Origin of the sequence: Collimonas antrihumi (assembly GCF_018304965.1) — a bacterium.
Taxonomy (GTDB): Bacteria; Pseudomonadota; Gammaproteobacteria; order Burkholderiales; family Burkholderiaceae_D; genus Collimonas; species Collimonas antrihumi.
In genome coordinates this window covers 1-26,612 of record NZ_JAGQED010000010.1, presented here as the reverse complement: position 1 = coordinate 26,612, position 26,612 = coordinate 1, and the positions used below count along the sequence as shown (strand labels likewise).

The window sequence follows — 26,612 nt, the reverse complement described above, 5'->3', positions numbered from 1 at the left end:
TTATTTTCAGGAGTTTTGAAATGCCACGTTTTGCCGCCAATCTGACCATGATGTACAACGAGCACGCCTTTCTCGACCGTTTTTCGGCTGCGGCCAAAGATGGTTTCAAGGGTGTGGAATTTCTGTTTCCGTATGAGTATGCTGCCGCCGAGTTGCAGAAAAGATTGCTGGACAACGGCTTGACGCAAGCGCTGTTCAACGCTCCGCCGGGCGACTGGGCTGCCGGCGAACGCGGCATCGCCTCCTTGCCGGGACGTGAAGATGAATTCAAGCGCAGCATCGCCACCGGCCTGGAATATGCGCAGGTACTCGGTAATAATAAATTGCATGTGATGGCCGGATTGATCCAGCCGCAGCAGGATCGCGCCTGCCATCGTGCCGTATATCTGGAAAACCTGGCCTATGCCGCCGCTGAAGCAGCCGTACATGGCGTCACGATCGTGATCGAACCGATCAATACGCGCGACATCCCAGGCTTCTTCCTGAATCGCCAGGACGATGCGCAGGCAATCTGCGCCGAGGTCGGCGCCCGCAACCTGCAGGTGCAGTTCGACCTGTATCACTGCCAGATCGTCGAGGGCGACCTGGCCTTCAAGCTCAAGCGTGACATGGTGCGGCCGCAGGCCGGCATCGGCCATATCCAGATTGCCGGCGTGCCCGAGCGGCATGAACCGGATATCGGCGAAATCAATTACCCGTATCTGTTCGAACTGATCGATGCGCTCGGTTACCAAGGCTGGGTCGGCTGCGAATACCGGCCGCGCGGCGTCACTTCGGACGGTCTCGGCTGGCTCAAGCCGTGGCTGTAACCGTCGCTGTAAACCATATTCAATAAGGAATTCTCATGCAAGTAGTCATCACCGGCGGCGCCGGATTCTTAGGGCAACGCCTGGCCCGCAGCCTGCTCAAGCAAGGCAGCTTGCCGGACCGCAGCGGCCAACTGCAAACCATCAGCAAGATCACCCTGGTCGACGTGGTCGACGCTACCGGTTTCGACGACGCGCGGATTGAACAGGTCACCGGCGACATCACCGACAGCGCTTTGCTGGAGCGGGTGATCACGCCGCAGACGGCTGCCATCTTTCACCTGGCGGCAATTGTCAGCGGCCAGGCGGAAGCGGATTTCGATCTCGGCATGCGTATCAACCTGGATGCTTCGCGCTTGTTGCTGGAACGCTGCCACGCCTGCGCCCATGTGCCGCGGGTGATTTTCACCAGTTCGGTGGCGGTATTCGGCGGTGTATTGCCGGCCGTGGTGCAAGACCACACGGCACTCAATCCGCAATCTTCCTACGGAACGCAAAAGGCGATTGCCGAATTGCTGCTCAACGACTTCAGCCGCAAGGGTTTTGTCGACGGCCGGGTATTGCGCCTGCCGACCATCAGCGTGCGTCCCGGCAAGCCCAACCAGGCTGCCTCGTCTTTCGCCAGCGGCATCATCCGCGAACCGCTCAACGGCCAGCCCGCCATTTGCCCGGTAGCGCCGGATACGCGTTTGTGGCTGCTGTCGCCGCGCAAGGTGATCGCCAGCCTGATCCATGGTTATACGCTGTCGGCCGAGGCATTGGGCAAGAGCCGCACCATCAACCTGCCAGGGATCTCGGTCACCGTTGCCGAAATGGCCGCTGCGCTGGAGCGGGTCGCCGGCAAACAGGTTGCAGAAAGAATTGAATGGGCTCACGATCCGGTGATCGACCGCATCATCTCAAGCTGGCCGGGCGCCTGGGACGCCAGCCGTGCTGCGGCGCTGGGTTTCGTCGGCGATGCCGATTTCGATGACATCGTCCGCGCCTATATCGAGGATGATTTACCCGCTGTTTAAGCATTGCAGGCATATCGCAACTGGTTGCAGTGCCTCGGCAAACTTGCACATGTTTTTTTAACATGTGCAAGTTAACCCGATCTTGTGAGCCATGCGGCGGCGGTACGGTAAGATTGTCACTTTATGACTTTTGCCTAGCCGACATGAAGACCAGCTTTTTTCAGCCCATGACGCGCTTGCTTTTAAGCTTATGTATGGGCTTGCTGTTTTGCCTGCTCCCGGCCAGCGGCGCTTATGCGGCTGCGGCCGCCGGCACCAGCGCCAGCAATAACGCCAACAATAACGCAAGTACGCCACCAGCCGCAGCACCAGCGCCCTCTACGCTGGACTCTCTGTCAAAGGTATTGCAAAGCAATCCCGCCACCGGCAGCCTGGTGGCCACCCTGATCCAGGCAGAACAGCAAAACAGCAAGGCTTCGCCATCACAAAAGGGCTTCATCGGACTGATTTCGAATAGCCTCGACATTTTCCAGAGCCATTTACATCAGGTAGTCACGCCGGGGAAATACTGGACCCAGCAATTTTCCCTGGCCTGGCAAGACCTGTCGACCATACTTGACCGCCAGGATTCCGAAACCGGGCTGCAAGTGCTGGCCAATTTCCTCGAAATGATGGCCTTGTTCGGCGTAGTCGCTCTCGCCATACAATACATCGGCAAGCGGGTTCACCGCCACTTCAAGGTCGACACAAAACTGCCGCCGGATCCCAGCCTCAAGGAATTGCTGCTGTTTATCCTGCGCCACATAGCACCGATACTGCTGGCGCTGGTGGTGGAAATCTCGGTGGTAGTCAGCCTGGAGTCTTCGCAAGGACCGTCGCTAGGACGGACGCTGGCCACCGTGCTGCTGTACACCCTGATTGGCGCGCGTCTGTTTCAGGTGATATGCGCCATCATTTTTTCGCTGTCGCATGGCGGCCACCGCAGGGTCGCCGTGCATATCATCTACCAGCGAGCCTGGAGTTTGCTGTATGTGATCGGCTGCGCCGGCTGGCTCGGCGATGCACTGGACAATCCGCAGGTGAACCAGATCATCGGCGTCCATCTGTCCAGCGTGGTGGCGACCTGGTCGAGCGTGGTTGCGGCGCTGCTAGGCGGCTGGTTCGCCTTGCGATTCAGGCGCCCGGTGGCGCATATCATCCGCAACCGGCCGCTGGCGGTGCGCCGCGCCCATCCGGCGCGGATGGAAACCCTGGAAGTGGTCGCGGCCTTCTGGTATGTGCCGATACTGCTGCTAAGCATCACCGTCAGCGTTGCCACCATCCTTGATTTATCGAGCAACAATTCAGCGCTCAATCACGCATTGGGAAGCGCGGCACTGCTGATCGCCATGTTCCTTATCAGCGCGCTGCTGCGGCGCATACGCAACCGCAAGACGACTTCAGTGGCGGTCCGCCGTCAGTCTCCTTACATCCTGCGTCTAAGCAACGTCGGCTTCAGCTTGCTGCAGCTGGCGCTGTGGATCGGATTTTTTGAACTGCTGACCAGGATCTGGGAACACTCGCTGGTGGATTTTGCCAATGCGACCCTGATCGGCCAGATGATCGTCTCCGCCCTCGGCAAGATCGGTCTTACGCTGGTAGTTGCCTGGCTGGTCTGGATCATGCTCGACACATTCATCCAGGAAGCGATCAACCCGACCCGCAACAGCCGTTACTCTCGCAAGAATCCGAGCACGCGCATGCGCACCATCCTGCCCTTGCTGCGCAACGCGTTGATGCTGCTGATCCTGACCGTCACCGTCATCACCACGCTCGCCAACCTCGGCATCAATGTCACGCCCTTGCTAGCCTCGGCCGGCGTGGTCGGCCTGGCATTCGGCTTCGGCTCGCAATCGCTGGTGAAGGATTTGATCACCGGAGTCTTCATCATCATGGAAGATTCGATGTCGGTCGGCGACTGGGTCGACGTCGGCAACGGCCACGCCGGCACGGTGGAAAACCTGACCATCCGCACCGTGCGTTTGCGCGACAGCAATGGCTCGGTGCACAGCGTGCCGTTTTCGCAAATCACGGCCATCAAGAACGATTCGCGCGAATATACCTATGCATCGCTCAAGCTGAGCATCACTCACGATTCGGACGTCGACCAGGCCCTGCGCCTGATGCGCGAGACCGGCGCCGAGATGCTGGAAGACCGCCGGTTGCGGCGGCTGCTGCTGCAGCCTATCGAGATATACGGGGTCAATGGTTTCGACTTGAACGGCGTGGCGCTGCTGGCCGGCATCCGCACCAAGCCGCAAACCCAGAATGAGGTCACGCGCGGCTTCAACCTGCGCATCAAGAAGAAAGTAGATGATGATCCGACGGTACACTTTTCCACCGAATGGGCGAATTTTCCATTGGCTGCGGCGGCTGCACCACTGGAGCCGCCCTCGGGCAATACCGCGTAGGGTGGGCACGCTTTTGTGCCCACGCGTGAACTCACGCCACGTACACGCCTATTGAGGCACCGCATGGGCTCGCTCTCCGGATATCACGGTAACGCGTGGGCACAGGTGCCCACCCTACGCCGGCCTTATTTGATGCGGCAGCTTAGCAACCAGTAATACTCCAGCCGCAAGATGCGCAACTCGCGCGTGATGGGCGCCAGTTTCTTGCGCAGGCCGCTGTCGGTCGGGAAATTCTTCATGACTTCGTAGCGCTCGCCGTTGGGCAAGGTACGGAACTGGTAGGTATTGCCTTCGGCATCGGTACGCGCAATCGGCGTGCTTTGTTCTTCGACGTAGCCGTTGTCGATCATCGCCAGCAAAATATCCTTGCCCAGTTTTTCGCGCAGCTGAGCGATGAAACGCACCTGGTCCTGACGCGCTACGTGCGACCACCAGAATCCCAGGAAACAGGCGGTGAACGGCCGGTCCGGCTGGAAGGTGTTGATGTCTGCCAGCGCAAAGGTCGCTTTGCCGGCCGGCAGTTTCTTGGCGTTTGCCAGCGCGATCATTTCCGGATTGATGTCGGTTGCGTACACTGATTTTGCCGAGGCGGCGATTTGCTCGGTCCAGAATCCGGTGCCGCAGGCCAGCTCCAGCACGTCGTGGCCTTCCATCAATTCCTGCACCCGCACCTGCAGCGTCAGCAATTCATCCTGGCGCTCCGGGCGTTGGTAAATCTCTTCGTAGGTCGAAGCGCGTTTGGCGTAGTAAGCCACCATATCTGTATTAATCATTTTTCCGACTCATTTTCTACTCACTTCCTGATTTCTTAATTTCTGCTTTTTCTAAATTCGTAAGCGCCGCACCAGCAGCTACCCGATAACGCTCCGACAGCGCGTCATATAGCGGCGGCGCAAAAAACCGTGATACCCGGCTGGCAATCAAGGCCGTCGCCATCAAAGAGATAACCAGCGCATGGCCGTTGATCATTTCCATCACGATCACGAACGCGGTAATCGGCGATTGCGTGACAGCGGCCAGGTAACCCACCATCGCCAGCGCGATCAGCATCGGCAATGAGGTGTGACTGAACACCTGGTGCAGCAAATTGCCGAAGCCGGCGCCGATCGACAGCGATGGTGCAAAAATCCCGCCGGGAATGCCAGGCAGGTACGACGACACCATCGACGCCATTTTCATGAACGGGTAAAACACCGACAAGTGCTGCTGCCCTTCCAGCACGCCCTTGGCTTCGACATAACCGCTGCCGAAAGTGGCGCCGCCGGCGATCACGCCGATTACCGCCACCAGCAAGCCGCACAACGCGCCGAACGCGATCGGCCGGGTGCTGCGCAAATGCTGGACCCGGGCCGGGATCCAGCGTTTGGTATTCAATAGCAGCCAGCCGAACATGCCGCCGGCCACGCCTGTCAGGATACCGGTAACCAGTACCGCCAACGCCAACATGTTGGTCAGTGCGCTATCGATCTGTATGGTGCCGAAATAGGTATAGTTACCGTTCAAGCCCAGTGCCACCGCACCGGCAAAAATAATCACGGTAATCACGACACCGCTGGCCCGATGCTCGAAGCTGCGCGTCAGTTCCTCAATCGCAAACACGATCCCGGCCAGCGGCGTATTGAACGCAGCCGACAAACCGGCCGCCGCTCCCGCCAGAATCAAACGCCGCTCCAAAGCCGCACTGGCGCGCGGGTATAAACGCCGCAAGTTGAACATCAAGGCCGCGCCGACCTGCACCGTAGGACCTTCGCGCCCGATGGTAAAACCGCCGAGAATGCCGACAAAGGAAATGCCGATCTTGCCGGCCAATATTTTCAACGACAGCAGCGACTGGCCGCGCTTGCTGGTGTCTTCTTCCAGCGTCGCGATCACTTGCGGAATACCGCTACCTTCAGAACCGGGAAAATAGCGCCGCGTGGCCCACACGCACAAAGCGCCGATCGCCGGCGTAATGAACAGCGGCAGCCAGAAATGCGACTGCTGCATGGAGCGGAACATGCTGAAACCGACATCCATCAGCCAGGCATAAAGCACTGCGATCAAACCAACCAGTACCGCACCAAGCCACAGAATCCCGTATTTTCGCCACGCACGCCGCACTTGGCGCAGTGTCTGATCGGAAAAACTGGGGGGCAGCGGATTCATCGGATTTGGGCGCAAAGACATGATTATAAATTATCCCTGCGCAATTCCCCTCAAATAGACCATCGGCATGGCAATCCAGGCGGCGCAGAGATAGCAAAATACCCTGCAGAAAAATTACCTATCGACAATTAGCCACCCCTAGATATGATAGCTTTTCAGCCAGGCTTTGATATTTTTGACATCTTCAAACGCCAGCAGATCGTTTTTGAGTGCATTGATATTCTGTTGCATGCCCTTGATGCTGTTTTTCAGGTGGCGCATCGCCAATGCGGGGGACATGGCCTCTTGCGGCCCGAAATGAAAACGCATCCGGAAATCCGCCTCAAGCCCGGCAATCTCGTCCCGCAGTTCTGCAGACTGTTCCGCCAGAACCTTGCTGTAATGCTTGAGGTGCTGTTCCGACAAAGAATTGATCCGGCTCTGGTCGATCTGTTCGATTTCCAGCTGCAGCTCCAGTAAGCCGAGCAGATCTTTCTTGTCGTAGGCGATATTCACCCTTTGCATCAGCATCGTCTTGCGTGCACGCTCCGAGGAATCCTGCTCGCGGTCAGGATGCAAGGCGCTGGCCAGTTTTCTATAGACTTCGCGTACCGACTGGCTGGCGTTTTGCAATTCTTCTTGTTGCCGGGCTTCCTTCGCTGCTGCCTTGGCAGATTTTTTTCGCTTGCCGGGGCGTTCGGCGCCATGTGCATCCTGCGCGTTGCGGTCGACATCTGCCTCCTGCACGGATTCTTCTGCATCATGCCGCTGTGCGTCTGTATCGAAATCGCCGCCGCCATGCATGCGATAGATCCGCTTCAAATCCGCGGCGTCGCTGTCGCCGATGATGGCGGCGCTGACTGAACAGATGATGTGGCTGATTTTTTCCTGGTCGTGCCTGCTCAAACCCTTTGCCGACCAGGCACTGTCCAGCAAATGCACCAGCTTCGCTACCAACTGGTGATAGTTGCGTATCAGGGGCTGGTATTGGCTGACATAAAGCTGCTGGTTTAGCGGGATCATTTCCTGCCATGCCGCCAGCAACTGGCGCTCGGTCTCAAGTTTCCTGAGCAGCGCATTGAATATTTTCTGTTCCGGGGACAAGCTGGCTTGCCCGTATTGCTCGACGACGTTGAGCGCTTTGGTTTCTGACTTTTTCATCGGTTTGGATACTGCGTATTGGCGTGATTATAAGTGGCCGCTGGCGGTGCGCAGCAGGAAGCCGCCAAGGAGCGTATCATCTTGTCTCTGCAATAATCTCCTGCTGGGGAGGTTTTTTGCATTCAGTGCCCTGTTCCCCAAACCGGCGAATCCGCCGACAAACAACAAATATGGCTATCCATTCCGCCTCTGCGCATTCGAGCGACCAGGTTTTACCTTTCCGTGAATCTTTACTTGCCATGCTCGGCATCGCCTTTGTCGTGATGCTGGTGGCGCTGGATTCAACCGTGGTCGGCACGGCATTACCGACGATCGTTGCCGAATTAAAAGGTTTTGAATTGTACGCCTGGGTTGCGACTTCCTATTTGCTAACCTCGGTGATCACCGTCCCAATCTTCGGACGGCTGGGCGATTACTATGGCCGCAAACCCTTCGTGCTGGTCTCCATCCTCCTGTTCACCACCGCCTCCATCTTATGCGGCATGGCCAACAGCATGCTGTGGCTGGTGATTGCCCGCGGCTTGCAAGGAATTGGCGGCGGCATGCTGGTAGGCACCGCATTTGCCTGCATCCCCGATCTGTTTCCTGGCGCTCACGTGCGCCTGCGCTGGCAAGTCATGATGAGTACGGCATTCGGCATCGCCACCGCAGTGGGACCGTCGCTAGGCGGCTTCCTGACGCAATATTGGGGCTGGCGCTGGGTGTTTTTTGTGAATCTGCCAGTCGGCGTACTGTCGCTGTTCTTCGTCTATAAATATCTGCCGCATTTGCGCCACACCCACCCGGACGCCAAGATCCGCCTCGACTGGCCCGGCGCCTTGCTGATCACATCCTCGCTGGGATGTTTGCAGCTGTTCGTCGAAATGTTGCCTAAGCACGGCCTGTCGTTAGGCATGCTGGGCCTGCTGGTTGCCAGTATCGTGTCTTTCGTTGCGCTCTGGAAATGGGAGCATCACACGCCGCAACCTATCCTGCCGTTTGATTTGCTGTTCGATCGCAAATTATCGACCCTGTTCCTGCTATCGGTATTAAGCGGCTTTTCCATGTTCTCGCTGATGTTTTACGCGCCTTTGTTGTATCAAGGCGGTTTCGGCTTGTCACCGCAAGAAGCCGGCTTGCTGATCACGCCACTGGTGGCCTTCATCATGGTTGGCAGCATTTCCAACGGCCGCATCATCACCAAGATCAAAAATCCGAACGTGATGCTCTACATCGGCTTCACTTTACTGGCGCTGTCTTGTCTCGGCGTCGTCATATCGAACCGCTGGACCTCGCATGGCGTCATCGCCACTTTCATGCTGACAGGCGGGCTTGGCCTCGGCTTTATTTTGCCAAACCTGACCATCTTCATCCAACAGGAAGCCGGCCGCGAACATCTGGGCATCGCCACTGCGCTGATGCAATCCTTGCGCATGATCGGCAGCATGCTGGGCACGGCGATCATCGGTACGCTGATTAATCATATGTACGCAGGCAGCGTGCGCCAGGCGCTGGCCTCGGATAAGGCGGAGAACTGGTTCAGCAGTTTCTCCGACCCGCAAATCCTGATCAGCCATGAGACCCAAACCACCGTGCTGGCGCAATTAGCGAAAGCCGGCCATCAAGGCCAGTTGCTGCTGGAAGCGGCGCGCGAGGCGCTGATCGGATCGATTCACATGGGAGTCGGACTGGCAGTCGTGGTTACCGTGATTGCGTTGTGGCTGGTCGGCAAAGTACCGCCGATCACTTTGCACATTAAACCCGAAGCAGGTGTTGTCTCTGAGTAGGTGAGAATAACTTTAACCATAGCAAGTGATTAAGACGAGCCTAACAAACTCTTACAACTCACACTTTCTGGAAGCACCTGTATCACTCTCTCAATGGCATTCTGACCTCGTGATAATTCAAACAGGAAAGAAGGCCAAAATGAAAAAACTCATCGGACTTGTGGTAATTGGCATCACTTTATGTACTGCAGTCACTGGTTGTGTGATTGTGCCGGCGCGTGGGTATTATGCTCCGCATCCTTATTACTATCGTTGATGCGTTACCGAATGCTGGCGTGTCTACTCCGTGCCCCGTTAAATAGGCTCAGCGTCAAGTCTCGCGATAAAGCCTGCGAAAGTTGAGGCTGAGCCTGATTAACTCTACAGCTCGTACATGTCCTTCTCGCCATTCATCACTTGTTCAATCAGCTTGCGATTCATGGTTGGCGCCAGCAACTCGATGAAGGTATAAACGTAGCTACGCAGATAAGCACCCTGCTTGACCGCCGCCCGTGAGATATTGGTCCCGAACAGATGCCCGACCGGAATCGAACGCAAACCGACATCCCGCTCCGCATCAAATGCCATCCCGGCAATAATCCCGACCCCCATCCCCAACTCGACATAAGTCTTGATAACATCGGCGTCGATCGCCTCCAGCAGCACATCCGGTTTCAAGTTACGCAAAGAAAACGCATGATCGATCTTGGTCCGGCCGGTAAATGCGCTATCGTAGGTAATCAACGGAAAAGCAGCAATTTCTTCCAGTGTAATCGCCTTGGACTGCAACAGCGGATGATCAGGCGGCACCACCACCACATGCTCCCACTGGTAACAAGGCAAGGTCACCAGCCCATCGGCATTAACAATAGCCTCAGTCGCCAGCGCCAGATCGGCCTGGTCATTACGCACCATATCTGCAACCTGCCTCGGATTACCTTGCAATAAAGACAAGCGCACCTTAGGAAACTTCAACGTAAATGCCTGCACCACTTTAGGCAGCGCATAACGCGCCTGCGTGTGCGTGGTGGCGATCGTGAAGCTGCCGCTATCGTGGGCAGCGTATTCGTTACCGATACGCTTCAGGCCGTCGATTTCCTGCATGATCAGTTCGACCGATTTCAACACCGCCCGCCCCGGTTCCGTCAGCCCGCGGATACGTTTGCCATGGCGTGTAAAAATATCAACACCCAGTTCTTCCTCCAGCTCGATAATCGCCTTGGAGACGCCCGGCTGTGACGTATATAACGCCTTGGCCGCCTCGGTCAGGTTGTAATTCTGGCGCACCGCCTCACGGACAAAACGGAACTGATGGAGATTCATGGATTTTCCTTAGTTTTTCTTTAAATAAGAATCTGTTCAGCACGACCGGAGAATTAATAAAAAGATCACTCCGGCATATTACTAAAAAACAACGACATGGTGCAGCTTTGCTTCCGCCGTCAAGCAGCTCCGGCCTAAGCAAACGTATTTGCCGTATTTACATATATCAAATACGCATATAAGCAAATAAATAGTCTGTAGTTGGAGATATATGTGAAGTTTATTACGATTCGAGGTGTTTCGTACGAGGTGATATGACTGTTTCTTATGTAGTGAGCGGTTTTGCCGTCGGATTATTGGTGGGATTGACTGGTGTCGGCGGCGGCTCGCTGATGACGCCTTTGCTGACCCTGATGTTCGGCATCCATCCCAGCGTTGCTGTTGGCACCGACCTCGCGTTTGCGTCGGTGACCAAGGTCGCCGGTACTGTCGCTCACCGCTCGCGCGGCACCGTGCGTTGGGACATCGTCAAATTACTGTCGCTGGGCGCCTTGCCGGCAGCCGTCGCCACCGCGCTGATACTCAAATACCTGGGCGGCATCAGCGCCGAAATCGGCCAGGTCATCCGTTATTCGATCGCCGTATCGGTACTGCTGACGGTGGTCGCACTGCTATTTAAAGGTAAACTCCAGCATTGGTTGAATGCCCATCCGGAAAAACATCTGCATGGCAGGAAGTTGGCCGTAGCGACCGTCGTCGCGGGGCTGATCCTTGGTACGCTGGTTACCATATCGTCGATCGGCGCCGGCGCGGTTGGCGCCACCATTCTGGTACTGCTGTATCCTCGCCTGTCGCCGGCAGAAGTTGCCGGCACCGACATTGCCTACGCCGTGCCGCTGACGGCGATTGCCGCCCTCGGCCATTGGTGGCTGGGATCGATAGACTGGAATTTGCTGGGCGCGCTGCTGCTCGGCTCGGTACCCGGCATCACTGTCGGTTCGCTGGCGGCACGGGCCGTTCCCGAAAAATTTCTGCGTGCGTTGCTGGCCTTGACCTTGACCAGCGTTGCCGTAAAGTTGATTTATTAAGATTGATGACAGGGCTGGTTGCAAAGGCCCAATACCTGTTTCGAAGCAAGGCGTGGCAAGTTAAGTGACACCGCTGGCCACAACCCATAAGGAAGACGAAGATGTATCGCTACGATCAATACGATCACCTGATAGTCAAAGAACGGGTCGCCCAATACCGCGACCAGGTACGCCGCCGTTTGTCGGATGAACTGACTGAAGAAGAATTCCTGCCGCTGCGCCTGCAAAACGGCCTGTACATGCAGCGTCACGCTTACATGCTGCGCATCGCTGTGCCTTACGGCATGCTGTCCACGCCGCAAGTGCGCATGTTCGCGCATATCGCCCGCACCTACGATCGCGGCTACGGTCACTTCACGACCCGCCAGAACATCCAGTTCAACTGGATCAACCTGGAACAGTCGCCGGACATCCTGGCAGAACTGGCGACGGTTGAAATGCACGCGATCCAGACTTCCGGCAACTGCATCCGCAACACCACTTCGGATGAACTGGCCGGCGTCGCAGCGGACGAGATTATCGATCCGCGCCCTTACGCTGAAATCATCCGTGAATGGAGCACTTTCCATCCTGAATTCGCCTTCCTGCCGCGCAAATTCAAGATCGCCATCAGCGGTTCAGAACAAGACCGCGCCGCAACTGCCGTGCATGACATCGGCCTGCACGTTGTCAAGAACCCGGAAGGCGAAGTCGGCTTCCGCTTCCTGGTTGGCGGCGGCATGGGCCGTACGCCTATCATCGGCAGCGTGATCCGCGAATTCCTGCCGTGGCAGCACGCGTTGACGTATCTGGAAGCGATCCTGCGCGTCTACAACCAGCACGGCCGCCGCGACAACAAGTACAAAGCACGTATCAAGATCCTGGTGAAAGCACTTGGCGCGGAAGAATTCGCGCGCCAGGTCGAAGCCGAATGGGCTGATATCAAGGATGGCCCTGCAACACTGACAGTAGAAGAATTGCAGCGGATCGCCCAGTATTTCGTGCCGCCGCCGTACGAAACCCTGCCGGCTAGCGATGCCGGGTTCGAGGCACACAAGGCGGAAAACAAGGCTTTTTCCAACTGGCTGCTGCGCAACGTCAAGGCGCACAAAGTAAGCGGCTATGCTGCCGTGATCCTGTCGGTCAAGAAAACCGGCGTACCGCCGGGCGACATCACCGCCGCCCAGCTGGATTTTGTCGCCGACCTGGCCGACCAGTACAGCTTCGGCGAAGTACGCATCACGCATGAGCAAAACCTGGTGCTGGCCGACGTCAAGCTAAGCGACTTGTTCACGGTATGGCAGGAAGTCAAGGCGCATGGCCTGGCCACACCTAACATCGGCCTCCTGACCGACATCATCTGCTGTCCTGGCGGCGATTTCTGCTCGCTGGCGAATGCCAAGTCGATCCCGATTGCGCAAGCCATCGCTGAAAAATTCGATAACCTCGATTTCCAGCATGACATCGGCGAGATCGAACTGAACATCTCGGGCTGCATCAACGCCTGCGGCCATCATCACGTCGGCAATATCGGCATTCTTGGCGTCGATAAAGACGGCTCCGAGTGGTATCAGGTTTCCATCGGCGGTGCACAAGGCAACAACACCAGCATCGGCAAGATCATCGGGCCGTCGTTCTCGTCGCAGCAGATGCCTGTCGTGATCGAACGCCTGTTGAATGTCTATGTGCAGCAGCGCCACGAGGACGAACTGTTCATCGATACCGTACAACGTCTGGGCGTTGCGCCGTTCAAGGAATTTGTCTACGCCAGCCCGATCCCGACGGGTTACACCCATGGAGAGGATGCCTGTGTCTATTAATATCATCAAGAATCGCGAGGTCGTTGCCGACGAATGGAGCGTACTGCGCCTGAACGAAGGCGAAAGCGCCGACAGCGTCAGCATCCCTGCCGGCAAGGTGATTGTGCCGTTCAGCGTCTGGCAAGCCCAGCGCGCGCAATTGCAGGATCGTGCAGAAGTCGGCGTATGGCTCAGCAGCGACTCGCCAGCGGATGTAGTGAAAGACGATCTGGCGCATTTCGCGGTGATCGCAGTAGATTTTCCTAAATTCACCGATGGCCGCGGTTATTCGATCGCCTACAACCTGCGTACCCGTCTGGGCTACAACGGCGAATTGCGCGCCATCGGCGACGTCTTGCGCGATCAGTTGTTTTACATGCAACGCGTGGGCTTCGATGCCTTTGCCGTGCGTGCGGACAAAGATATCAACGATGCGCTCAAAGGCCTGACCGATTTCTCGGAAAAATACCAGACTTCGTGGGACGAGAAGACGCCACTGTTCCGCCGCGTGCAACGTCAAGCAGTCAGCCAGGATTAATCATGAGCAGCCCAACCACATCACTGCCTGATCTGATCGCCGCCACCAAGGCCACCTTGGAAAAAATCGCCGCCGAATATACGCCGGCGGTATTTGCTTCCAGCCTGGCGGCCGAAGACATGGTGCTGACCGATCTGATCCTGCGCGGCCAGCTGCAAGACCGGATTTCCATCTTCACGCTGGAAACCGGACGCTTGCATGCCGAAACGCTGAGCATGCTGGACCGTATCAAGGAAACCTACGATTACGACGTCACGCCGTATAGGCCGCAGCCTGAAGCAGTGGCTGCCTATGTTGAACAAAACGGCTTGAACGCGTTTTACGACAGCATCGAGATGCGCAAGGAATGCTGCCGGATCCGCAAGATCGAGCCGCTGAACCGCGCCCTCGCCGGTAACAAGGCATGGATCACGGGCCAGCGCCGCGCACAGTCGCAGACCCGCGCTGAACTGCATGTGCAGGAACAGGATGAAGCGCACGGCATGGCTAAATTCAATCCGCTGGCTGACTGGTCGGAGGACGATGTCTGGCAATACATCCGCAGCAATAATGTGCCGTACAACCCGCTGCACGACAAAGGTTATCCGTCGATCGGCTGCGAACCGTGCACCCGCGCCATCCAGCCAGGCGAAGACGTGCGCGCCGGCCGCTGGTGGTGGGAAAATCCGGATTCGAAAGAATGCGGCCTGCATGTGGTGGACGGCAAATTGATTCGCATCAAATCGGTCGCAGCAGAACCCCAGCAAAGCGCCTGAAGCACCGCAGGTGTATCGTTAAAGAATCGTTGCATAAACCAGACCCGGACAAGACTCGATATGAACACAGTTGTTGAAAATTTTTTCCTGGATAAAGCCGCCAACCGTCATCTGGACTGGCTGGAATCGGAAGCGATCCACATCATGCGCGAAGTGGCGGCCGAATGCAGTAATCCTGCGCTGCTGTTTTCAGGCGGCAAGGACTCTGTTGTCCTGTTGCGAATTGCAGAAAAGGCTTTCCGCCCGGGCAAATTCCCGTTCCCGCTGGTGCATATCGACACCGGCCACAACTTTGCAGAAGTGATCACCTTCCGCGACAAGCGCGTGGCTGAACTGGGTGAGCGCCTGATCGTCGGTTCAGTGGAAGATTCGATCAAGCGCGGCACAGTGCGCCTGCGTAATCCGCAAACCGATTCACGCAATGCCGCGCAAGCAGTGACTCTGCTGGAAACGATTGCCGAGCACAAGTTCGATGCTTGCATCGGCGGCGCCCGGCGCGACGAAGAAAAGGCGCGCGCCAAGGAACGCATTTTTTCGTTCCGCGACGAATTCGGCCAATGGAACCCGAAAGCACAGCGCCCAGAACTCTGGGACTTGTATAACACCCGCGTTCATCCGGGCGAAAACATGCGGGTATTCCCGATTTCGAACTGGACCGAACTCGATATCTGGCAATACATCGCCCGCGAAAAACTGGAACTGCCGCCGATCTATTTTGCCCATCAACGCCAGGTAATCCCGCGCAATGGCTTGCTGGTGCCGCTGACCGACCTGACGCCGGCAAGAGAAGGCGAAGTGGTGGAAATGCGCGAAGTGCGCTTCCGTACTGTCGGCGATATTTCCTGCACCTGCCCGGTAGCATCCGATGCGGCGACTGTAGAAGCCATCATCGCTGAAACCGCAGTGACCCAGATCACCGAACGCGGCGCTACCCGGATGGACGATCAGACCTCCGAAGCTTCGATGGAAAAACGCAAAAAAGAAGGATATTTCTGATGAACGCCGTTGTAACCAATACTGCTGAAGCTAATGTATCCACCAGCACAGACGCTAACAATGCACCGCTGGAACGCGGCCTGCTGCGTTTCATTACCGCCGGCTCGGTGGATGACGGCAAAAGCACGTTGATCGGCCGCCTGCTGTTTGACAGCAAGGGCATTTTTGCCGACCAGCTGGATGCCATGTCGCGCGCCAAACACAAACGTACAGTGGGCGACACCATCGATCTGTCGCTGCTGACCGACGGCCTGGAAGCCGAACGCGAACAGGGCATCACGATTGACGTCGCCTATCGCTATTTCGCCACGCCGAAGCGTAAATTCATCATCGCCGACACCCCGGGCCACGAGCAATACACCCGCAACATGGTGACCGGCGCCTCGACCGCGGATGCCGTCATCATCCTGATCGACGTCTCCAAAGTGAAGCTGGGCGATGACGGCAGCGTCGAACTGCTGACCCAGACCAAACGCCATTCAACGATTGCCCACCTGCTGCAAATCGAGCATGTGATCGTCGCCGTCAACAAGATGGATCTGGTGAATTACGACCAGACTGTCTATGACCGCATCGTCGCCGCTTATCAGGAGTTTGCCCAGCAACTCGGCTTGCGCGACGTGCGCCCTATCCCGCTGTCGGCACTGGCTGGCGACAACGTGGTGGTGCCAGGCGATAACATGCCTTGGAACCAGGGACCAACCCTGATCGAGCTGCTGGAATCGCTCAGCGTGTACGACGAATCGCATGACGAACCGTTCCGCTTCCCGGTGCAACTGGTGGCGCGTCACAACGGCCACGAAGCGAATGATTTCCGCGGCTACATGGGCCGCATCGAAGCCGGCAAAGTCCACAAGGGCGACAAGCTGGTGGTGCAACCTAGCGGCCAGAGCGCTACCGTCAAGGACATCCTGGTGCTTGAAGGTTCGCTGGAATCGGCCGTGGTCGGACAATCGGTTACCTTGCTGCTGGACGAATACCTGGACATCTCGCGCGGCGACATGCTGACTTCAGTCGACCGTGCGCCGGCATTGCTGAAAACCCTCAGCGCCGATATTTGCTGGCTGTCGGAAGACACGCTCGACCTGCGCCGCAAATACTGGATGAAGCACAGCACCAAACAAGTCGCGGCGCGCATCACCAACATCGATACGCTGCTCGATATCAATACCCAGGAACGACGTCCGGCTGAATCGCTCAAGTTGAACGACATCGCCCGCGTATCGCTCAATCTGCAGCAAGCCATCGCTGCCGATTCCTACGATGCGATCCGTGCTACCGGCGCCTTCATCCTGATTGACGAAGTAACGCACCAGACGGTCGCCGCCGGTATGATTCGGCTATAACCCGGCCTCAACTCACAGCGACAGATTGGACAGGCAAGCCATGCATGCTACTCACTCCTCCAGCAACCAGACCGGCGCCGGCACCTATGGCAAGGTCTACCTGATCGGCGCCGGTCCAGGCGCGGCCGACCTGATTACCGTGCGCGGCGCGAAATTGCTGGCGCAGGCCGATGTAGTCTTGCATGACGCCCTGGTCACTGAAGATATGCTCGCATTGTGCCCGCAAGCCTTGAAAATCGCCGTAGGGAAGCGTTGCGGAAAGCTCTCCACCGCACAGCAGTTCATCAACAAGCAACTGGTCGACAATGCCCGTAAATACGCCCTGGTTGTGCGTCTGAAGGGCGGCGACCCGATGCTGTTCGGCCGTGCCGATGAAGAATTGCGGGCGCTGGAAAAACATGGCATCGCGGTAGAAGTGGTGCCGGGCATCAGCGCCGCACTGGCTGCGGCTGCGACTTCCCGGCAACCGCTGACCAAACGCGGCGTTGCGCGCAGCGTTGCCTTCTTTACCTCAAGCACTGCTCCCGGCGAATCGAATCAGGTCAATATCCCCTCTTGCGACACACTGGTGCAATACATGGGCGGCCGTGAAGCAGCGGCTACTGCGCAACGCTTGCTGGCGCAAGGCCGAGCCGCTTCAACGCCGGTGGTGGTGGTGGAAAACTGCAGCCGCGACAACCAGCGCATCCTGCGCTTGCGTCTTGATGAGCTTGAATCGGGTTTGCAGCAATGCGAAGGTCCGGTGCTGGTAATGATAGGTGAGGCATTGGCCAGTCGTGCGCAACAGCCGATTGAAATCGACCGACAACAGCAAGACAGCCAAAACGCGGCCTGACTCTGGCCGGCGTTAAGGCGCTTAGCGCACGATCGACTTGGCGGGTGCGTGCGACGCCAGCGCTTTCTGCAGGACCTGGCCGGAATCATCCGGACGGACTTCGGGTGACAGAACATTGATCCAGCTGACCAGGCCGACGGCAACCACGGTCAATACAAAAAATACTGCAACTCTCTTATTCAAAAATTCCCATTTCATTTTCAATTTCATTATTTACCCCTTACCTGCGACATCAGCTCCACCGCACATCTTCTGAAAATCGTCGATGCCGTAAAAAAGCCGCGAAACTATCGCACTCATATCTGATTCAAATAACAGGCCTCGCGCCGCCATTGCAAACGGCGGCGCGGATAACCTCTACACCATGATGACCGGATCGCGTTCAGCGTCCGCAGCGGCTACTACCTGCTACGTATAGCCAGGACACCATACACACCGACCTGGCGATTGCCCTGAGCGGATTCACGCTTAACATTGTTTGATTTCGCATTGCCGGAAAGCGCCGATGCCTGGCTTGGCGTCCAGCCAAAAGTCCAGTTACCGGTGTTGCCGGTGCGGTTGCCGGGTGCAATACCCAATAGTTTTTTGATAGTCATCATTTCACCTCTTCATGCGATGTTTCCTTTGCGGGAAACAATGTCAACATGTAAAGCGGTGGCGCGGACGACTGTGGCGAAGACATTCCACCAGTCGATTGCAAGCTGTCCAGCCTGGCCAATCGACACGGGAAAAGTGAGGATAGCTAGACGGGGTCAGACAACTGCAGGCACACAACTGCTTTACTATTTTTTGCTGCTGATTTATTGGTCCGACATATCGATATCGGACAACTGGAACAGTCCATTTCACTAACTCCTGGTTATGCCGGCAGCGCGGTAGTGTGCGCGGTGCCGGACGCAGATGCAGACCGGGCCAGGGCGGAACGTGCCGAACGCTGGGGAATGCTTTCCCAACGCACGCTACGGACGCTGGTTTCCCGCGCCACACGTGTGACCAACTGCACCAGTCCGCCACGTTCACGAACCGAGCACATCACTTCAACCGTGATGCTGGTCAGATGCGCCTGTACTGCGGGCTCGCTGCCTTGATAAGTGACGTCATAGGCAGGCAGCAGCTGACGCATCAGCTCTTCGAGTTTCGCCACTTCCGAAGTACGGCAGGTGGTCACGATACGATACGGCAAAGCTGTCTCGTGACTATCTTTGGTTGCGGCGAAACGATACTTGTTAAAAAAGGCACGCACTTTATTGAATGGCATGGCGATTTCCTTCCCACTTCCAATTTCCGTTATCCGTGATTGCCAGGCGGCTTGCCACAGCGGACAACCGGCCCATGCAATGCCAGAGGCAAACACATAGCCGGAATGACGCAGCCGTACGAACCCGCCGAATGGCAGCACGAAAACGGTCTTGCAGAAAAACGGATGGGAGTATCGCTGCGGCATTTATCTGCTTCGATATTTGCCAAGATAATTTTGCCGCGATGACTTTGTCGCGCCGATGTTGCCGCGACGATCTTACCGAGATACTACAGCTCGCATATAAGCACAAGCTGTAGCGGAGGGAGGTCTGCTAAAGATTATGCGCTATGTGCCGGGCTGAGGACCCATCCACGTGTACTACTAGAACAACCGTCCAAAATATGGACCTCCAAGTGATGCAATGTCAGTGATTATATTTCTAGCTAGCTATTCTGTCAAGTAAAAAACCTTTACTTTCAAGACAAAACATGCATCGCCGACCTGCATAACGGTCGCTGCCGGCGCAAATAAAACGGCATCAATCAGTAAGAACCGATCTTCATTACGCGTAATGTATGCAGCACCGACCCGTGTCGGCAATCCAACAGCCGCAAACGCCGCTCCAGATCCTGATGATCCAGGGCTGCGGCAAGATAAGCCTGCTCCGCATCAGGCGCCTCGGTTCGGCTACGCGCCATCATCCGTTGCTGCCAGGCCGAGCGTAGAAAAGCGCGTACATTGATATTAGAAAATTTATTGGAAAACGCCATATCAAACCCCAATTCATGAGTGGATAAATTAGCTTCACTGGCTACCGATCTCTTTGCCACGACTGTAGAATAGACGCAGCGAGGCTTTTCCTGAAACGACATTATCTATTTGAAATATAAGTTTTTTTAACATGAAAACACGTTTGCCACCCCTCAAGCCGCTACGCGTATTCGAAGCCGTGGTGCGTACCGGCAGCTTGACGCTGGCTGCGGCGGAGCTGCACCTGACACATAGCGCGGTAAGCCAGCAAATCAAATTGCTGGAGCAGCATTTCGACCAGACTTTGTTTGTCAGAGGGCAGCGCGGGGTCGAGCCGACTGCGGCAGCGCGCGTGTTTTTTGCCGACGTCAAAGCCGGCCTCGATCGCATCTCCCTGGCCGCCGAACAGCTGCTCAATACCGGCAAGGTGCGCATTATCCGGGTCAGCTGCACGCCGTCGATGGCGATGCGCTGGCTGATTCCGCGGCTGTCGTCGTTCCAGATAGAAAATCCGCGGGTCGAGATTCGCGTCACGACGTCGACCGTTGCGGTGGACGCTCTCAAGGAGCCGTTCGATGTGCTGATACGGCGCAGCCCGATGCATCGCGCCGAGTATGAGTGCGTACGGTTCCTGGATGATGTGCTGACGCCGGTGGCGTCGCCGCGTTACCTGCAGCAACACCCATGCGTAACCCCGGCCGATTTGCTGCAAGCTTCCTTGCTGCATCTATCGACCCGCTCGGAAAGCTGGACGCGTTGGTTTAGTGAAGCCGGCGTACCGGTCAAAGGCCAGCTATCCGGCCAGATCTATGAACATTTTTTCTTAAGTCTACAAGCAGCACTCACCGATCTCGGGGTGGCATTGGGATCGCTGGCCATGATCGAGGAAGATCTCGCGCATGGCAGCTTGTTGCCGCTGTTTCCAGACTTGCTGTTGCGAGACAAAGGATTTCATTTGCTGTACCGCCCGAGTCACCAGGATCCGCAACTGGCAAACTTTATCGCGTGGCTGCAGTTGAAAGGAAAGCAGACTTCTACCAGTATTATCGCGGCGGCAAAGTAGAAATACAGTAGTCGGCGATGGCATTCTGCACGTCCGGCTGTTCGCCGACTGCCTGCGCCACCGTGATTGCCAGTTGCGGATATTGCTGCTGAGCCTGCGTTATCAAGGCCGGCAGATCACGCCGCACATGTCCGCCCTGCCCCAGAAACACCGGCACCACACTAACTTCGCTGACACCGGCGGCAACCAGTTGCTGCAACAATTGCGGCAAATCCGGCTGCATCAATTCAAGGAAAGCCAGCCTGACCAGCAGCTGCGGACGCTGCTGCTGAATCAACTGCTGCAAGGACACGAACGGCGCCGCCCAGTTCGGATCGCGGGCGCCGTGAGCGAACAGGACCAGGGCCTGATGCGGGGCCTGGTGCGGGGCCTGATGCAGGGCTTGCTGTGACACAAGCTGTGATTCTGACTGAGACATGGACTGCCCGATCTTCAAACAAAACGTACTATGCGTAGTGCTACTACCTGGTGCTACCGCCTGTAGCGCTACCTGGCTAATGCCGCTCAATCTTCCACAAAGCGCCGATGGCAATCAACAGGAAGATAGTACTCGGCAAGGCTGCCGTGAAAAAAGGCGGCCAGGTATTGAGTAAGCCGAGATGCGAAAACAGCGTGTTGACCAATTGGAAGCTGACACCGATCATGATACCGGTAAATATCTTCAGGCTCACGCCGCCGGTACGGAAATGCAGATAGGCAAACGGCAACGCCAGCGCCATCATCACAAGCACCGACAAGGGATACACCAGCTTTTTCCAGAACGCGATATCGTAGCGCTCGGTGTGCTGGTTATTCTCCGCCAGATGCTGGGAATAAGCCCACAAATTGTATGCCGACATATGATCCGGATCGGCAAACAGTACTGACAGGATCTCCGGCGTAATTTCCGAAACCAGGTTTTTGGTCGGGAATTTCTTGATGGCGATCGAATCGGTAATGTCTGCTGTCGAGGTACCGTTGACGAAATCGGTTTGCACCACATCATCCATGCGCCAGATATGCTGGCCCTGATATTCGGCCTTGGCGGCCTGAATCTGCGCGGTCATGTGCAGGTTGCGGTCGAACTCGTACAGTTTGACGCCGACCAGTTGGCCATCCGGGCGGATTTCGCCGATATTGATAAACCGCGAGCCGACGATATCGCCGCTGGCGCCATCGGCCCGTATCACGTCCTTGCTCCACAAGCCGGTCTTGAATTTCTGTGAAATCGAAGACCCCTTGGCCTGCAGCTTTATCTTCTCGGCAAACTCCGCGCTTTTGGGTGAAACAAACTCGCCGATCAATACCGTCGCCACCACAAACAGCAGGCCGATCTTGAGCAGGATCTTGGCGGTCATCATGGTCGACATGCTGGAGACGCGCATGATCGTGAATTCGGACCGCGCAGCAAATTGCGACAAGGTGTAGATCGTGCCGATCAGAGCCGCAATCGGCATCAGTTCGTAGGCGTAGCTCGGCATGCCCAGCAAAACGAAAAAGAAAGCATGCTGCAATTTATAGCCGCCTCGGCCAACCGACGGCAATTCATTCATCAAGTCAAAGAATGCGAACAGCGCCAGAAACGCTGCCAGCGTGAACAAGACGGAACGAACAATCTCGGAAGTAAAGTAACGCTGCAGGACCTTCATGTTGCCGCCGTTTTTTTGTTCGTTGCTTTGTTCGCTTTTTTGTTTTTAATCAGGCGCGCATGCTTGACAGCAGACCACATCACCAGAGGATGGCAGCGGCTATTGACGTTCAGGCGCCACAGGAACAGCAAGCAGATGATGATCAGCGCCACCAGATGCATCGGCCACCAGGCAAACCCGAACGACATGCGGCTTTGCACTACCGCGGCCTGGAAGATATTGGTCACATTGCTATAGGTAATGAACAACAGCAGCGCAATCACCAAGCTGGCCGAACGTCCCACCCGGGGATTCACAAAGCTGAGCGGTATCGCCAGCAACATCAGGCACAGCGCCATGAACGGCAGCGACAAGCGCCACAGCAATTCACCCATATTGAAGCCGTTACGGTCTTTCAATAAATCTGAAGTCGGCAATGCGCGCGCCGATTTGTCGCCATTCACCGCTTGCGAATTACTGGCCACCAGCACGCCGTAACGCTCGAATTCCATGACCCGGAATTCGTTCTGGCTGGAGAGGACGTCATAGCGGCGCCCTTTCGACAAAATCAGGAATTTATCACCGTTTTTATCTAGCTCGATATTGCCTTCCTGGGCTACCACGATACTGTTCCTGCCGTCTTGCTGGGTATTCACGAAGACATTTTTCACCTTGCTGCTATCGCCGGAAAATCCTTCCACGAAGAAGACCCGGTTAGCGGCCGCCGACTCTTGGAACTTGCCGGGCGAAACCCTGGAGATGTCTTCACGCTTCTCGAAACGTTCGCGGTATTGCGCGCTCTGGCTGTTGGCCCACGGCGTCGCTACAAAACTCAGGATGGCGGTCAGGATAATGATCGGCAGGCCGAATGCCAGGACCGGCCGGACCCAGCGCACCAGGCTCAGGCCGGAAGCAAACCAGACCACCATTTCCGAGTCCTGATAGCTGCGCGTAACCACCAGCAGCACCGAGATATAGCCGGTCAGGATCAGCAGGATCGGCATGTAGTTCAAGGATTGGAAACCGATCAGCGCGACCACGTCCTGCGACGCAATCTGTCCTCCGGCTGCTTGTCCCAGAATCTTGATCAGCATCACCGTGATGATAATTGTGAAGAGCGTAGTAAAAACTGCACCGGCGGTGCTAATTAATTCGCGTCGGAGTGCGCGCTGAAAGATCATTGGGGAATATAATTGCGGATCAAAAAAGGAGTAAGTGATGGACTTTAGCATAAAAACCAATGACGCAAAAACCTCAATTGCCTCTCTGAAAGCTGGCTGTATCGCAGTCGGGATCTATGAAAACAAGAAACTTTCGCCACAAGCGCAAGCTCTTGACAAATCTGGTGAAATCACTGCTGCACTGAAGTCCGGCGATATTTCCGGTAAACCAGGCTCCACCCTGTTGCTGCGCAAGGTCGCAGGCGCCGCCGCTGAGCGCGTCCTGTTGATCGGTCTCGGCACTGACGGCGAGCTGAGCGACAAGGTCATGTCGATGGCAGCATTGTGCGTAGCACGTGTTCTGTCGACTCTGGGCGGCAACGATGCCCTGCTGGCATTGCCGTTTGACGCAATCAAAGAGCGTGACCTGGCGTGGGCCGTCCGTAGCAGCATCCTGGTGCTGCGCGAGAACAGCTACCGCTCGGATACCCTGAAAAGTAAGAAAGAAACAACATTATCCGGCGTCAAGAAAGTCGCCTTCCTGGTCGCTACCGCCCAAGCCGCGGTTGCCAAGGAAGCTGTAGCGCAAGGCCTGGCACTGGCCAACGGCATCGACCTGACCAAGGAACTGGGCAACCTGCCCGGTAACGTCTGCACCCCGACTTATCTGGCCAACACGGCCAAGAAGCTGGCCAAGGAATTCAAGCTGACGGTCGAAGTACTCGACCGCAAACAGCTTGAAGCCTTGAAGATGGGCAGTTTCCTGTCGGTTGCACGCGGCGGCGGCGAAGCGCCGAAATTCATCATCATCAAGCATCTGGGCGGCAAAGCCAAAGATGCGCCGACGGTATTGGTCGGCAAGGGCATCACCTTTGACACCGGCGGCATCTCGCTCAAGGGCGGTTCCGGCATGGATGAGATGAAATACGACATGTGCGGCGCCGGTTCGGTGCTGGGCACAATGCGCGCCATCGCTGAACTGAAACTGAAATTGAATGTGATCGGCGTCATTCCGGCCACCGAGAACATGCCATCCGGCACCGCCACCAAACCTGGCGACATCGTCACCTCCATGTCGGGCCTGACCATCGAGGTCCTGAACACCGATGCCGAAGGCCGCCTGGTGCTGTGCGATGCACTGACCTACGTGGAGCGCTTCAAACCGGCTGCCGTGGTCGATATCGCGACACTGACCGGTGCTTGCGTGACCTCGCTCGGCCACCACAACTCCGGACTGTTCACCCGCCACGACAGCGCGCATGATGCGCTGGCGAACGAGTTGCTCAGCGCCGGCAAGGCAACCGGCGATACCGCATGGCGCATGCCTATCGAAGATAGCTACCAAGAGCAGCTGAAGTCGAATTTTGCCGACATGGCGAATATCGGCGGCCCTGCCGGCGGCAGCATCACCGCAGCCTGTTTCCTGGAGCGTTACACCAAGAAATACACCTGGGCTCATCTGGACATCGCCGGTACGGCATGGAAGAGCGGCGCAGCCAAGGGTGCAACCGGACGGCCGGTGGCGTTGCTGACTACTTTCCTGATGAACCGCGCTGCTGCCGCCAAGTAATTGGTAGATAACAAAAAAAGGGCTGTTGGCGTTATATGCGCCAACAGCCTTTTTTCATGGACATGACAACAAATAAAGCCCCTCAACACATCTGACATCAAGGGATTGGGTAAATTAAAAATAGTACCTCGCTTCATAGAATTTGTGATTTACCGCACGGTTTACCTGCGGTTGCTTCAACTTGGCGGCTTGCGCAGAGATTCCTTAACAGACCCCGGGGCAAAACTGCTATGTGCCTTGGCCGCAAGACAGGCTCAAAGAGGAGTGTTCCAATCGAGCCCGCTCATCAACCAAGCTTGACATTTAACACCTGTTTTTTTGGTGTAGTCCGATTTCCATCGCGATCTCGGGGAGGCCAAGACGCCAATTTAACCGAGTTTTCAATCCATTCACCGTGATCGTTACAGGCAAACTGTTGGTTCCACCCGTTATAGTCCTGCAGAAAATGCGTTGTTACACCATCCGCTTTGGTAATCTGATGGTTAAAAATATTGCATACGTCAGAAATACCTGCCGGAATTGAAATCGGCAACGGCTCAATGCCTATCGAATTGGTGACGTTCATAACCGCACTGTCGTTGTCATATTTAAACCCGAGACTGAGACAAGCTACCCGTATGAACGGATTTCCTTTGACGACAGAACAGCTCAATACGCCCCCACCCCTGAACACTAGTATATGTTCCGTTTTGTCATCAACTTGCGTAATTGAATGGCGCGTCACTTCGACCAGGCTGGTAACAGCTACCTGAAACGTTTTTTGATAGATGGCACATGTCGGGCCGTTCGGTTGCATTAAAACGCTAGAACCATCACTCCGTATGATCAGTGCTCCTCGCTCTGTATGAATGAGTTGATCGCCATTATCCATTGCGTAGAGGGCCATCCCATTTTTGGGAGGCTTGGTAATGTCGATATTGAAATACTCGTCGTCTTCCATATACTCTTCTCCTGAGTTAGCCCACAGTGGCCGTCACGCTGCCAATCAATTGGCAGCCGCATTCTGTTCTGGAACCATCAATTGCCACCGGCTTGTTATCGACGCTATAGGTTGCATGGCCTTCAATAATTTTGTTGATGCCATGCGGCCGTCCATCAGGGTAATGCATGGGACAATCGACCAGATCATCGAGACGGGCGATCGCCCGGCCGTCGATCTGATGCGTGGGTGAACCGCTGATCACCTTGCCGCCGTGATCGGTGCTGTCACCTACAGTAATAATTCGGCGTGGCATGTTGTGTCCTTAAATCTTGGGAATCTCTGATTAAGTAAACGCCCGACCGCATTGAAGCGTTAGACGAGGTATTCGAAACAAATTTGGATGAAGCCCATGAAACAAACGACACTTGCCATTGCTGGATTTGACAAATACGCGAAGAC

The 26,612-nt window shown here is 56.2% G+C and carries 26 protein-coding genes; 13 read left to right on the top strand and 13 right to left on the bottom strand.

The window, feature by feature from the left end; genetic code table 11:
• The first annotated feature begins 20 nt into the window (after nucleotides 1–20).
• The 3 genes from otnI (at nucleotide 21) to KHU29_RS10890 (ending at nucleotide 4,212) form a co-directional block, all read left to right on the top strand.
• Complete coding sequence (otnI, locus tag KHU29_RS10900) at nucleotides 21–809, top strand: 2-oxo-tetronate isomerase (RefSeq protein ID WP_211452836.1); 789 nt, start codon at nucleotides 21–23, stop codon at nucleotides 807–809.
• 35 nt (nucleotides 810–844) lie between these two features.
• A complete protein-coding gene (denD, locus tag KHU29_RS10895; RefSeq protein WP_211452835.1) occupies nucleotides 845–1,822 on the top strand; it encodes a D-erythronate dehydrogenase in 978 nt (325 codons plus the stop codon).
• Nucleotides 1,823–1,965: 143 nt separating this feature from the next.
• The gene (locus tag KHU29_RS10890; RefSeq protein ID WP_211452834.1) at nucleotides 1,966–4,212 is read left to right on the top strand and encodes a mechanosensitive ion channel family protein; all 2,247 of its coding nucleotides are present in this window, start codon (nucleotides 1,966–1,968) and stop codon (nucleotides 4,210–4,212) included.
• Nucleotides 4,213–4,337: 125 nt separating this feature from the next.
• Here KHU29_RS10890 and KHU29_RS10885 read toward each other — a convergent pair whose 3' ends face one another.
• The 3 genes from KHU29_RS10885 to KHU29_RS10875 form a co-directional block, all read right to left on the bottom strand.
• Nucleotides 4,338–4,985 carry a class I SAM-dependent methyltransferase gene (locus KHU29_RS10885; protein ID WP_211452833.1) on the bottom strand — a complete coding sequence of 216 codons (648 nt, stop codon included), beginning with the start codon at nucleotides 4,983–4,985 and terminating at the stop codon, nucleotides 4,338–4,340.
• Between the two features lie 16 nt (nucleotides 4,986–5,001).
• Complete coding sequence (locus KHU29_RS10880; RefSeq protein WP_211452832.1) at nucleotides 5,002–6,378, bottom strand: chloride channel protein; 1,377 nt, start codon at nucleotides 6,376–6,378, stop codon at nucleotides 5,002–5,004.
• Nucleotides 6,379–6,495: 117 nt separating this feature from the next.
• Entirely contained in the window at nucleotides 6,496–7,497 is a 1,002-nt protein-coding gene (locus KHU29_RS10875) for a J domain-containing protein (protein ID WP_211452831.1), read from the bottom strand.
• A gap of 170 nt (nucleotides 7,498–7,667) precedes the next feature.
• On the opposite strand from KHU29_RS10875, the gene KHU29_RS10870 reads away from it, so the two are divergent.
• Entirely contained in the window at nucleotides 7,668–9,263 is a 1,596-nt protein-coding gene (locus tag KHU29_RS10870) for an MDR family MFS transporter (RefSeq protein WP_211452830.1), read from the top strand.
• 360 nt (nucleotides 9,264–9,623) lie between these two features.
• Here the strand turns inward: KHU29_RS10870 and KHU29_RS10865 are convergent, their stop codons facing one another.
• The gene (locus KHU29_RS10865) at nucleotides 9,624–10,565 is read right to left on the bottom strand and encodes a CysB family HTH-type transcriptional regulator (RefSeq protein WP_092353805.1); all 942 of its coding nucleotides are present in this window, start codon (nucleotides 10,563–10,565) and stop codon (nucleotides 9,624–9,626) included.
• A 254-nt stretch (nucleotides 10,566–10,819) separates the two neighbouring features.
• Here KHU29_RS10865 and KHU29_RS10860 point away from each other — a divergent pair, with 254 nt between their 5' ends.
• The 7 genes from KHU29_RS10860 to cobA all read left to right on the top strand — a co-directional run bounded on the left by KHU29_RS10860 (nucleotide 10,820) and on the right by cobA (nucleotide 17,841).
• Nucleotides 10,820–11,593 carry a sulfite exporter TauE/SafE family protein gene (locus tag KHU29_RS10860; RefSeq protein ID WP_211452829.1) on the top strand — a complete coding sequence of 258 codons (774 nt, stop codon included), beginning with the start codon at nucleotides 10,820–10,822 and terminating at the stop codon, nucleotides 11,591–11,593.
• A 101-nt stretch (nucleotides 11,594–11,694) separates the two neighbouring features.
• Complete coding sequence (locus KHU29_RS10855; RefSeq protein ID WP_211452828.1) at nucleotides 11,695–13,392, top strand: nitrite/sulfite reductase; 1,698 nt, start codon at nucleotides 11,695–11,697, stop codon at nucleotides 13,390–13,392.
• Nucleotides 13,376–13,909, top strand: coding sequence for a DUF934 domain-containing protein (locus tag KHU29_RS10850; protein ID WP_211452827.1), 534 nt, complete (start codon nucleotides 13,376–13,378; stop codon nucleotides 13,907–13,909). The genes KHU29_RS10855 and KHU29_RS10850 overlap by 17 nt, the downstream gene beginning before the upstream one ends.
• Nucleotides 13,910–13,911: 2 nt before the next feature.
• A complete protein-coding gene (locus tag KHU29_RS10845) occupies nucleotides 13,912–14,664 on the top strand; it encodes a phosphoadenylyl-sulfate reductase (protein WP_211452826.1) in 753 nt (250 codons plus the stop codon).
• Nucleotides 14,665–14,724: 60 nt separating this feature from the next.
• A complete protein-coding gene (gene cysD / locus KHU29_RS10840) occupies nucleotides 14,725–15,660 on the top strand; it encodes a sulfate adenylyltransferase subunit CysD (protein ID WP_092416019.1) in 936 nt (311 codons plus the stop codon).
• Nucleotides 15,660–17,006, top strand: a complete 1,347-nt coding sequence (locus KHU29_RS10835) for a sulfate adenylyltransferase subunit 1 (RefSeq protein ID WP_211452825.1) — start codon at nucleotides 15,660–15,662, stop codon at nucleotides 17,004–17,006. The genes cysD and KHU29_RS10835 overlap by 1 nt, the downstream gene beginning before the upstream one ends.
• A 40-nt stretch (nucleotides 17,007–17,046) precedes the next feature.
• On the top strand, nucleotides 17,047–17,841 hold the full coding sequence (cobA, locus tag KHU29_RS10830) for a uroporphyrinogen-III C-methyltransferase (RefSeq protein WP_211452824.1): 795 nt from the start codon (nucleotides 17,047–17,049) through the stop codon (nucleotides 17,839–17,841).
• Nucleotides 17,842–17,862: 21 nt separating this feature from the next.
• Here cobA and KHU29_RS10825 read toward each other — a convergent pair whose 3' ends face one another.
• From KHU29_RS10825 to KHU29_RS10810, 4 genes are all read right to left on the bottom strand, one after another.
• Nucleotides 17,863–18,039 (bottom strand): hypothetical protein, encoded by a 177-nt coding sequence (locus KHU29_RS10825; RefSeq protein ID WP_211452823.1) that lies wholly within the window; start codon nucleotides 18,037–18,039, stop codon nucleotides 17,863–17,865.
• A gap of 203 nt (nucleotides 18,040–18,242) precedes the next feature.
• Nucleotides 18,243–18,440 (bottom strand): hypothetical protein, encoded by a 198-nt coding sequence (locus KHU29_RS10820; protein ID WP_211452822.1) that lies wholly within the window; start codon nucleotides 18,438–18,440, stop codon nucleotides 18,243–18,245.
• Between the two features lie 260 nt (nucleotides 18,441–18,700).
• The gene (locus KHU29_RS10815; protein WP_211452821.1) at nucleotides 18,701–19,285 is read right to left on the bottom strand and encodes a hypothetical protein; all 585 of its coding nucleotides are present in this window, start codon (nucleotides 19,283–19,285) and stop codon (nucleotides 18,701–18,703) included.
• A 338-nt stretch (nucleotides 19,286–19,623) separates the two neighbouring features.
• Nucleotides 19,624–19,851, bottom strand: coding sequence for a DUF3563 family protein (locus KHU29_RS10810; protein ID WP_211452820.1), 228 nt, complete (start codon nucleotides 19,849–19,851; stop codon nucleotides 19,624–19,626).
• A gap of 131 nt (nucleotides 19,852–19,982) precedes the next feature.
• Between KHU29_RS10810 and KHU29_RS10805 the strand changes: the two genes are divergently transcribed.
• Nucleotides 19,983–20,894 carry a LysR substrate-binding domain-containing protein gene (locus KHU29_RS10805; protein ID WP_211452819.1) on the top strand — a complete coding sequence of 304 codons (912 nt, stop codon included), beginning with the start codon at nucleotides 19,983–19,985 and terminating at the stop codon, nucleotides 20,892–20,894.
• Here KHU29_RS10805 and KHU29_RS10800 read toward each other — a convergent pair.
• The 3 genes from KHU29_RS10800 to lptF all read right to left on the bottom strand — a co-directional run bounded on the left by KHU29_RS10800 (nucleotide 20,875) and on the right by lptF (nucleotide 23,682).
• Complete coding sequence (locus KHU29_RS10800; protein ID WP_246541840.1) at nucleotides 20,875–21,312, bottom strand: sirohydrochlorin chelatase; 438 nt, start codon at nucleotides 21,310–21,312, stop codon at nucleotides 20,875–20,877. The two genes, KHU29_RS10805 and KHU29_RS10800, sit on opposite strands and share 20 nt — an antisense overlap.
• 76 nt (nucleotides 21,313–21,388) lie before the next feature.
• Nucleotides 21,389–22,522 carry an LPS export ABC transporter permease LptG gene (lptG, locus tag KHU29_RS10795; protein WP_211452818.1) on the bottom strand — a complete coding sequence of 378 codons (1,134 nt, stop codon included), beginning with the start codon at nucleotides 22,520–22,522 and terminating at the stop codon, nucleotides 21,389–21,391.
• On the bottom strand, nucleotides 22,519–23,682 hold the full coding sequence (lptF, locus tag KHU29_RS10790) for an LPS export ABC transporter permease LptF (protein ID WP_211452817.1): 1,164 nt from the start codon (nucleotides 23,680–23,682) through the stop codon (nucleotides 22,519–22,521). Before lptF ends, lptG begins: the two co-directional genes overlap by 4 nt.
• A gap of 37 nt (nucleotides 23,683–23,719) precedes the next feature.
• On the opposite strand from lptF, the gene KHU29_RS10785 reads away from it, so the two are divergent.
• Nucleotides 23,720–25,231 (top strand): leucyl aminopeptidase, encoded by a 1,512-nt coding sequence (locus tag KHU29_RS10785; RefSeq protein ID WP_211452816.1) that lies wholly within the window; start codon nucleotides 23,720–23,722, stop codon nucleotides 25,229–25,231.
• A 286-nt stretch (nucleotides 25,232–25,517) separates the two neighbouring features.
• On the opposite strand, the gene KHU29_RS10780 is transcribed toward KHU29_RS10785, so the two are convergent.
• Together KHU29_RS10780 and KHU29_RS10775 are read right to left on the bottom strand one after the other, a co-directional pair.
• Complete coding sequence (locus KHU29_RS10780; RefSeq protein WP_211452815.1) at nucleotides 25,518–26,171, bottom strand: hypothetical protein; 654 nt, start codon at nucleotides 26,169–26,171, stop codon at nucleotides 25,518–25,520.
• A 16-nt stretch (nucleotides 26,172–26,187) separates the two neighbouring features.
• Nucleotides 26,188–26,466, bottom strand: coding sequence for a PAAR domain-containing protein (locus KHU29_RS10775; protein ID WP_211452814.1), 279 nt, complete (start codon nucleotides 26,464–26,466; stop codon nucleotides 26,188–26,190).
• Nucleotides 26,467–26,612: the final 146 nt, after the last annotated feature.

Bases quoted from the DNA above. Each gene is read 5' to 3' on its own strand.
- otnI (WP_211452836.1), top strand. From the start codon at position 21: ATGCCACGTTTTGCCGCCAATCTGACCATGATGTACAACGAGCACGCC.
- denD (WP_211452835.1), top strand. From the start codon at position 845: ATGCAAGTAGTCATCACCGGCGGCGCCGGATTCTTAGGGCAACGCCTG.
- KHU29_RS10890 (WP_211452834.1), top strand. From the start codon at position 1,966: ATGAAGACCAGCTTTTTTCAGCCCATGACGCGCTTGCTTTTAAGCTTA.
- KHU29_RS10885 (WP_211452833.1), bottom strand. From the start codon at position 4,985: ATGATTAATACAGATATGGTGGCTTACTACGCCAAACGCGCTTCGACC.
- KHU29_RS10880 (WP_211452832.1), bottom strand. From the start codon at position 6,378: ATGTCTTTGCGCCCAAATCCGATGAATCCGCTGCCCCCCAGTTTTTCC.
- KHU29_RS10875 (WP_211452831.1), bottom strand. From the start codon at position 7,497: ATGAAAAAGTCAGAAACCAAAGCGCTCAACGTCGTCGAGCAATACGGG.
- KHU29_RS10870 (WP_211452830.1), top strand. From the start codon at position 7,668: ATGGCTATCCATTCCGCCTCTGCGCATTCGAGCGACCAGGTTTTACCT.
- KHU29_RS10865 (WP_092353805.1), bottom strand. From the start codon at position 10,565: ATGAATCTCCATCAGTTCCGTTTTGTCCGTGAGGCGGTGCGCCAGAAT.
- KHU29_RS10860 (WP_211452829.1), top strand. From the start codon at position 10,820: ATGACTGTTTCTTATGTAGTGAGCGGTTTTGCCGTCGGATTATTGGTG.
- KHU29_RS10855 (WP_211452828.1), top strand. From the start codon at position 11,695: ATGTATCGCTACGATCAATACGATCACCTGATAGTCAAAGAACGGGTC.
- KHU29_RS10850 (WP_211452827.1), top strand. From the start codon at position 13,376: ATGCCTGTGTCTATTAATATCATCAAGAATCGCGAGGTCGTTGCCGAC.
- KHU29_RS10845 (WP_211452826.1), top strand. From the start codon at position 13,912: ATGAGCAGCCCAACCACATCACTGCCTGATCTGATCGCCGCCACCAAG.
- cysD (WP_092416019.1), top strand. From the start codon at position 14,725: ATGAACACAGTTGTTGAAAATTTTTTCCTGGATAAAGCCGCCAACCGT.
- KHU29_RS10835 (WP_211452825.1), top strand. From the start codon at position 15,660: ATGAACGCCGTTGTAACCAATACTGCTGAAGCTAATGTATCCACCAGC.
- cobA (WP_211452824.1), top strand. From the start codon at position 17,047: ATGCATGCTACTCACTCCTCCAGCAACCAGACCGGCGCCGGCACCTAT.
- KHU29_RS10825 (WP_211452823.1), bottom strand. From the start codon at position 18,039: ATGAAATGGGAATTTTTGAATAAGAGAGTTGCAGTATTTTTTGTATTG.
- KHU29_RS10820 (WP_211452822.1), bottom strand. From the start codon at position 18,440: ATGATGACTATCAAAAAACTATTGGGTATTGCACCCGGCAACCGCACC.
- KHU29_RS10815 (WP_211452821.1), bottom strand. From the start codon at position 19,285: ATGCCGCAGCGATACTCCCATCCGTTTTTCTGCAAGACCGTTTTCGTG.
- KHU29_RS10810 (WP_211452820.1), bottom strand. From the start codon at position 19,851: ATGGCGTTTTCCAATAAATTTTCTAATATCAATGTACGCGCTTTTCTA.
- KHU29_RS10805 (WP_211452819.1), top strand. From the start codon at position 19,983: ATGAAAACACGTTTGCCACCCCTCAAGCCGCTACGCGTATTCGAAGCC.
- KHU29_RS10800 (WP_246541840.1), bottom strand. From the start codon at position 21,312: ATGTCTCAGTCAGAATCACAGCTTGTGTCACAGCAAGCCCTGCATCAG.
- lptG (WP_211452818.1), bottom strand. From the start codon at position 22,522: ATGAAGGTCCTGCAGCGTTACTTTACTTCCGAGATTGTTCGTTCCGTC.
- lptF (WP_211452817.1), bottom strand. From the start codon at position 23,682: ATGATCTTTCAGCGCGCACTCCGACGCGAATTAATTAGCACCGCCGGT.
- KHU29_RS10785 (WP_211452816.1), top strand. From the start codon at position 23,720: ATGGACTTTAGCATAAAAACCAATGACGCAAAAACCTCAATTGCCTCT.
- KHU29_RS10780 (WP_211452815.1), bottom strand. From the start codon at position 26,171: ATGGAAGACGACGAGTATTTCAATATCGACATTACCAAGCCTCCCAAA.
- KHU29_RS10775 (WP_211452814.1), bottom strand. From the start codon at position 26,466: ATGCCACGCCGAATTATTACTGTAGGTGACAGCACCGATCACGGCGGC.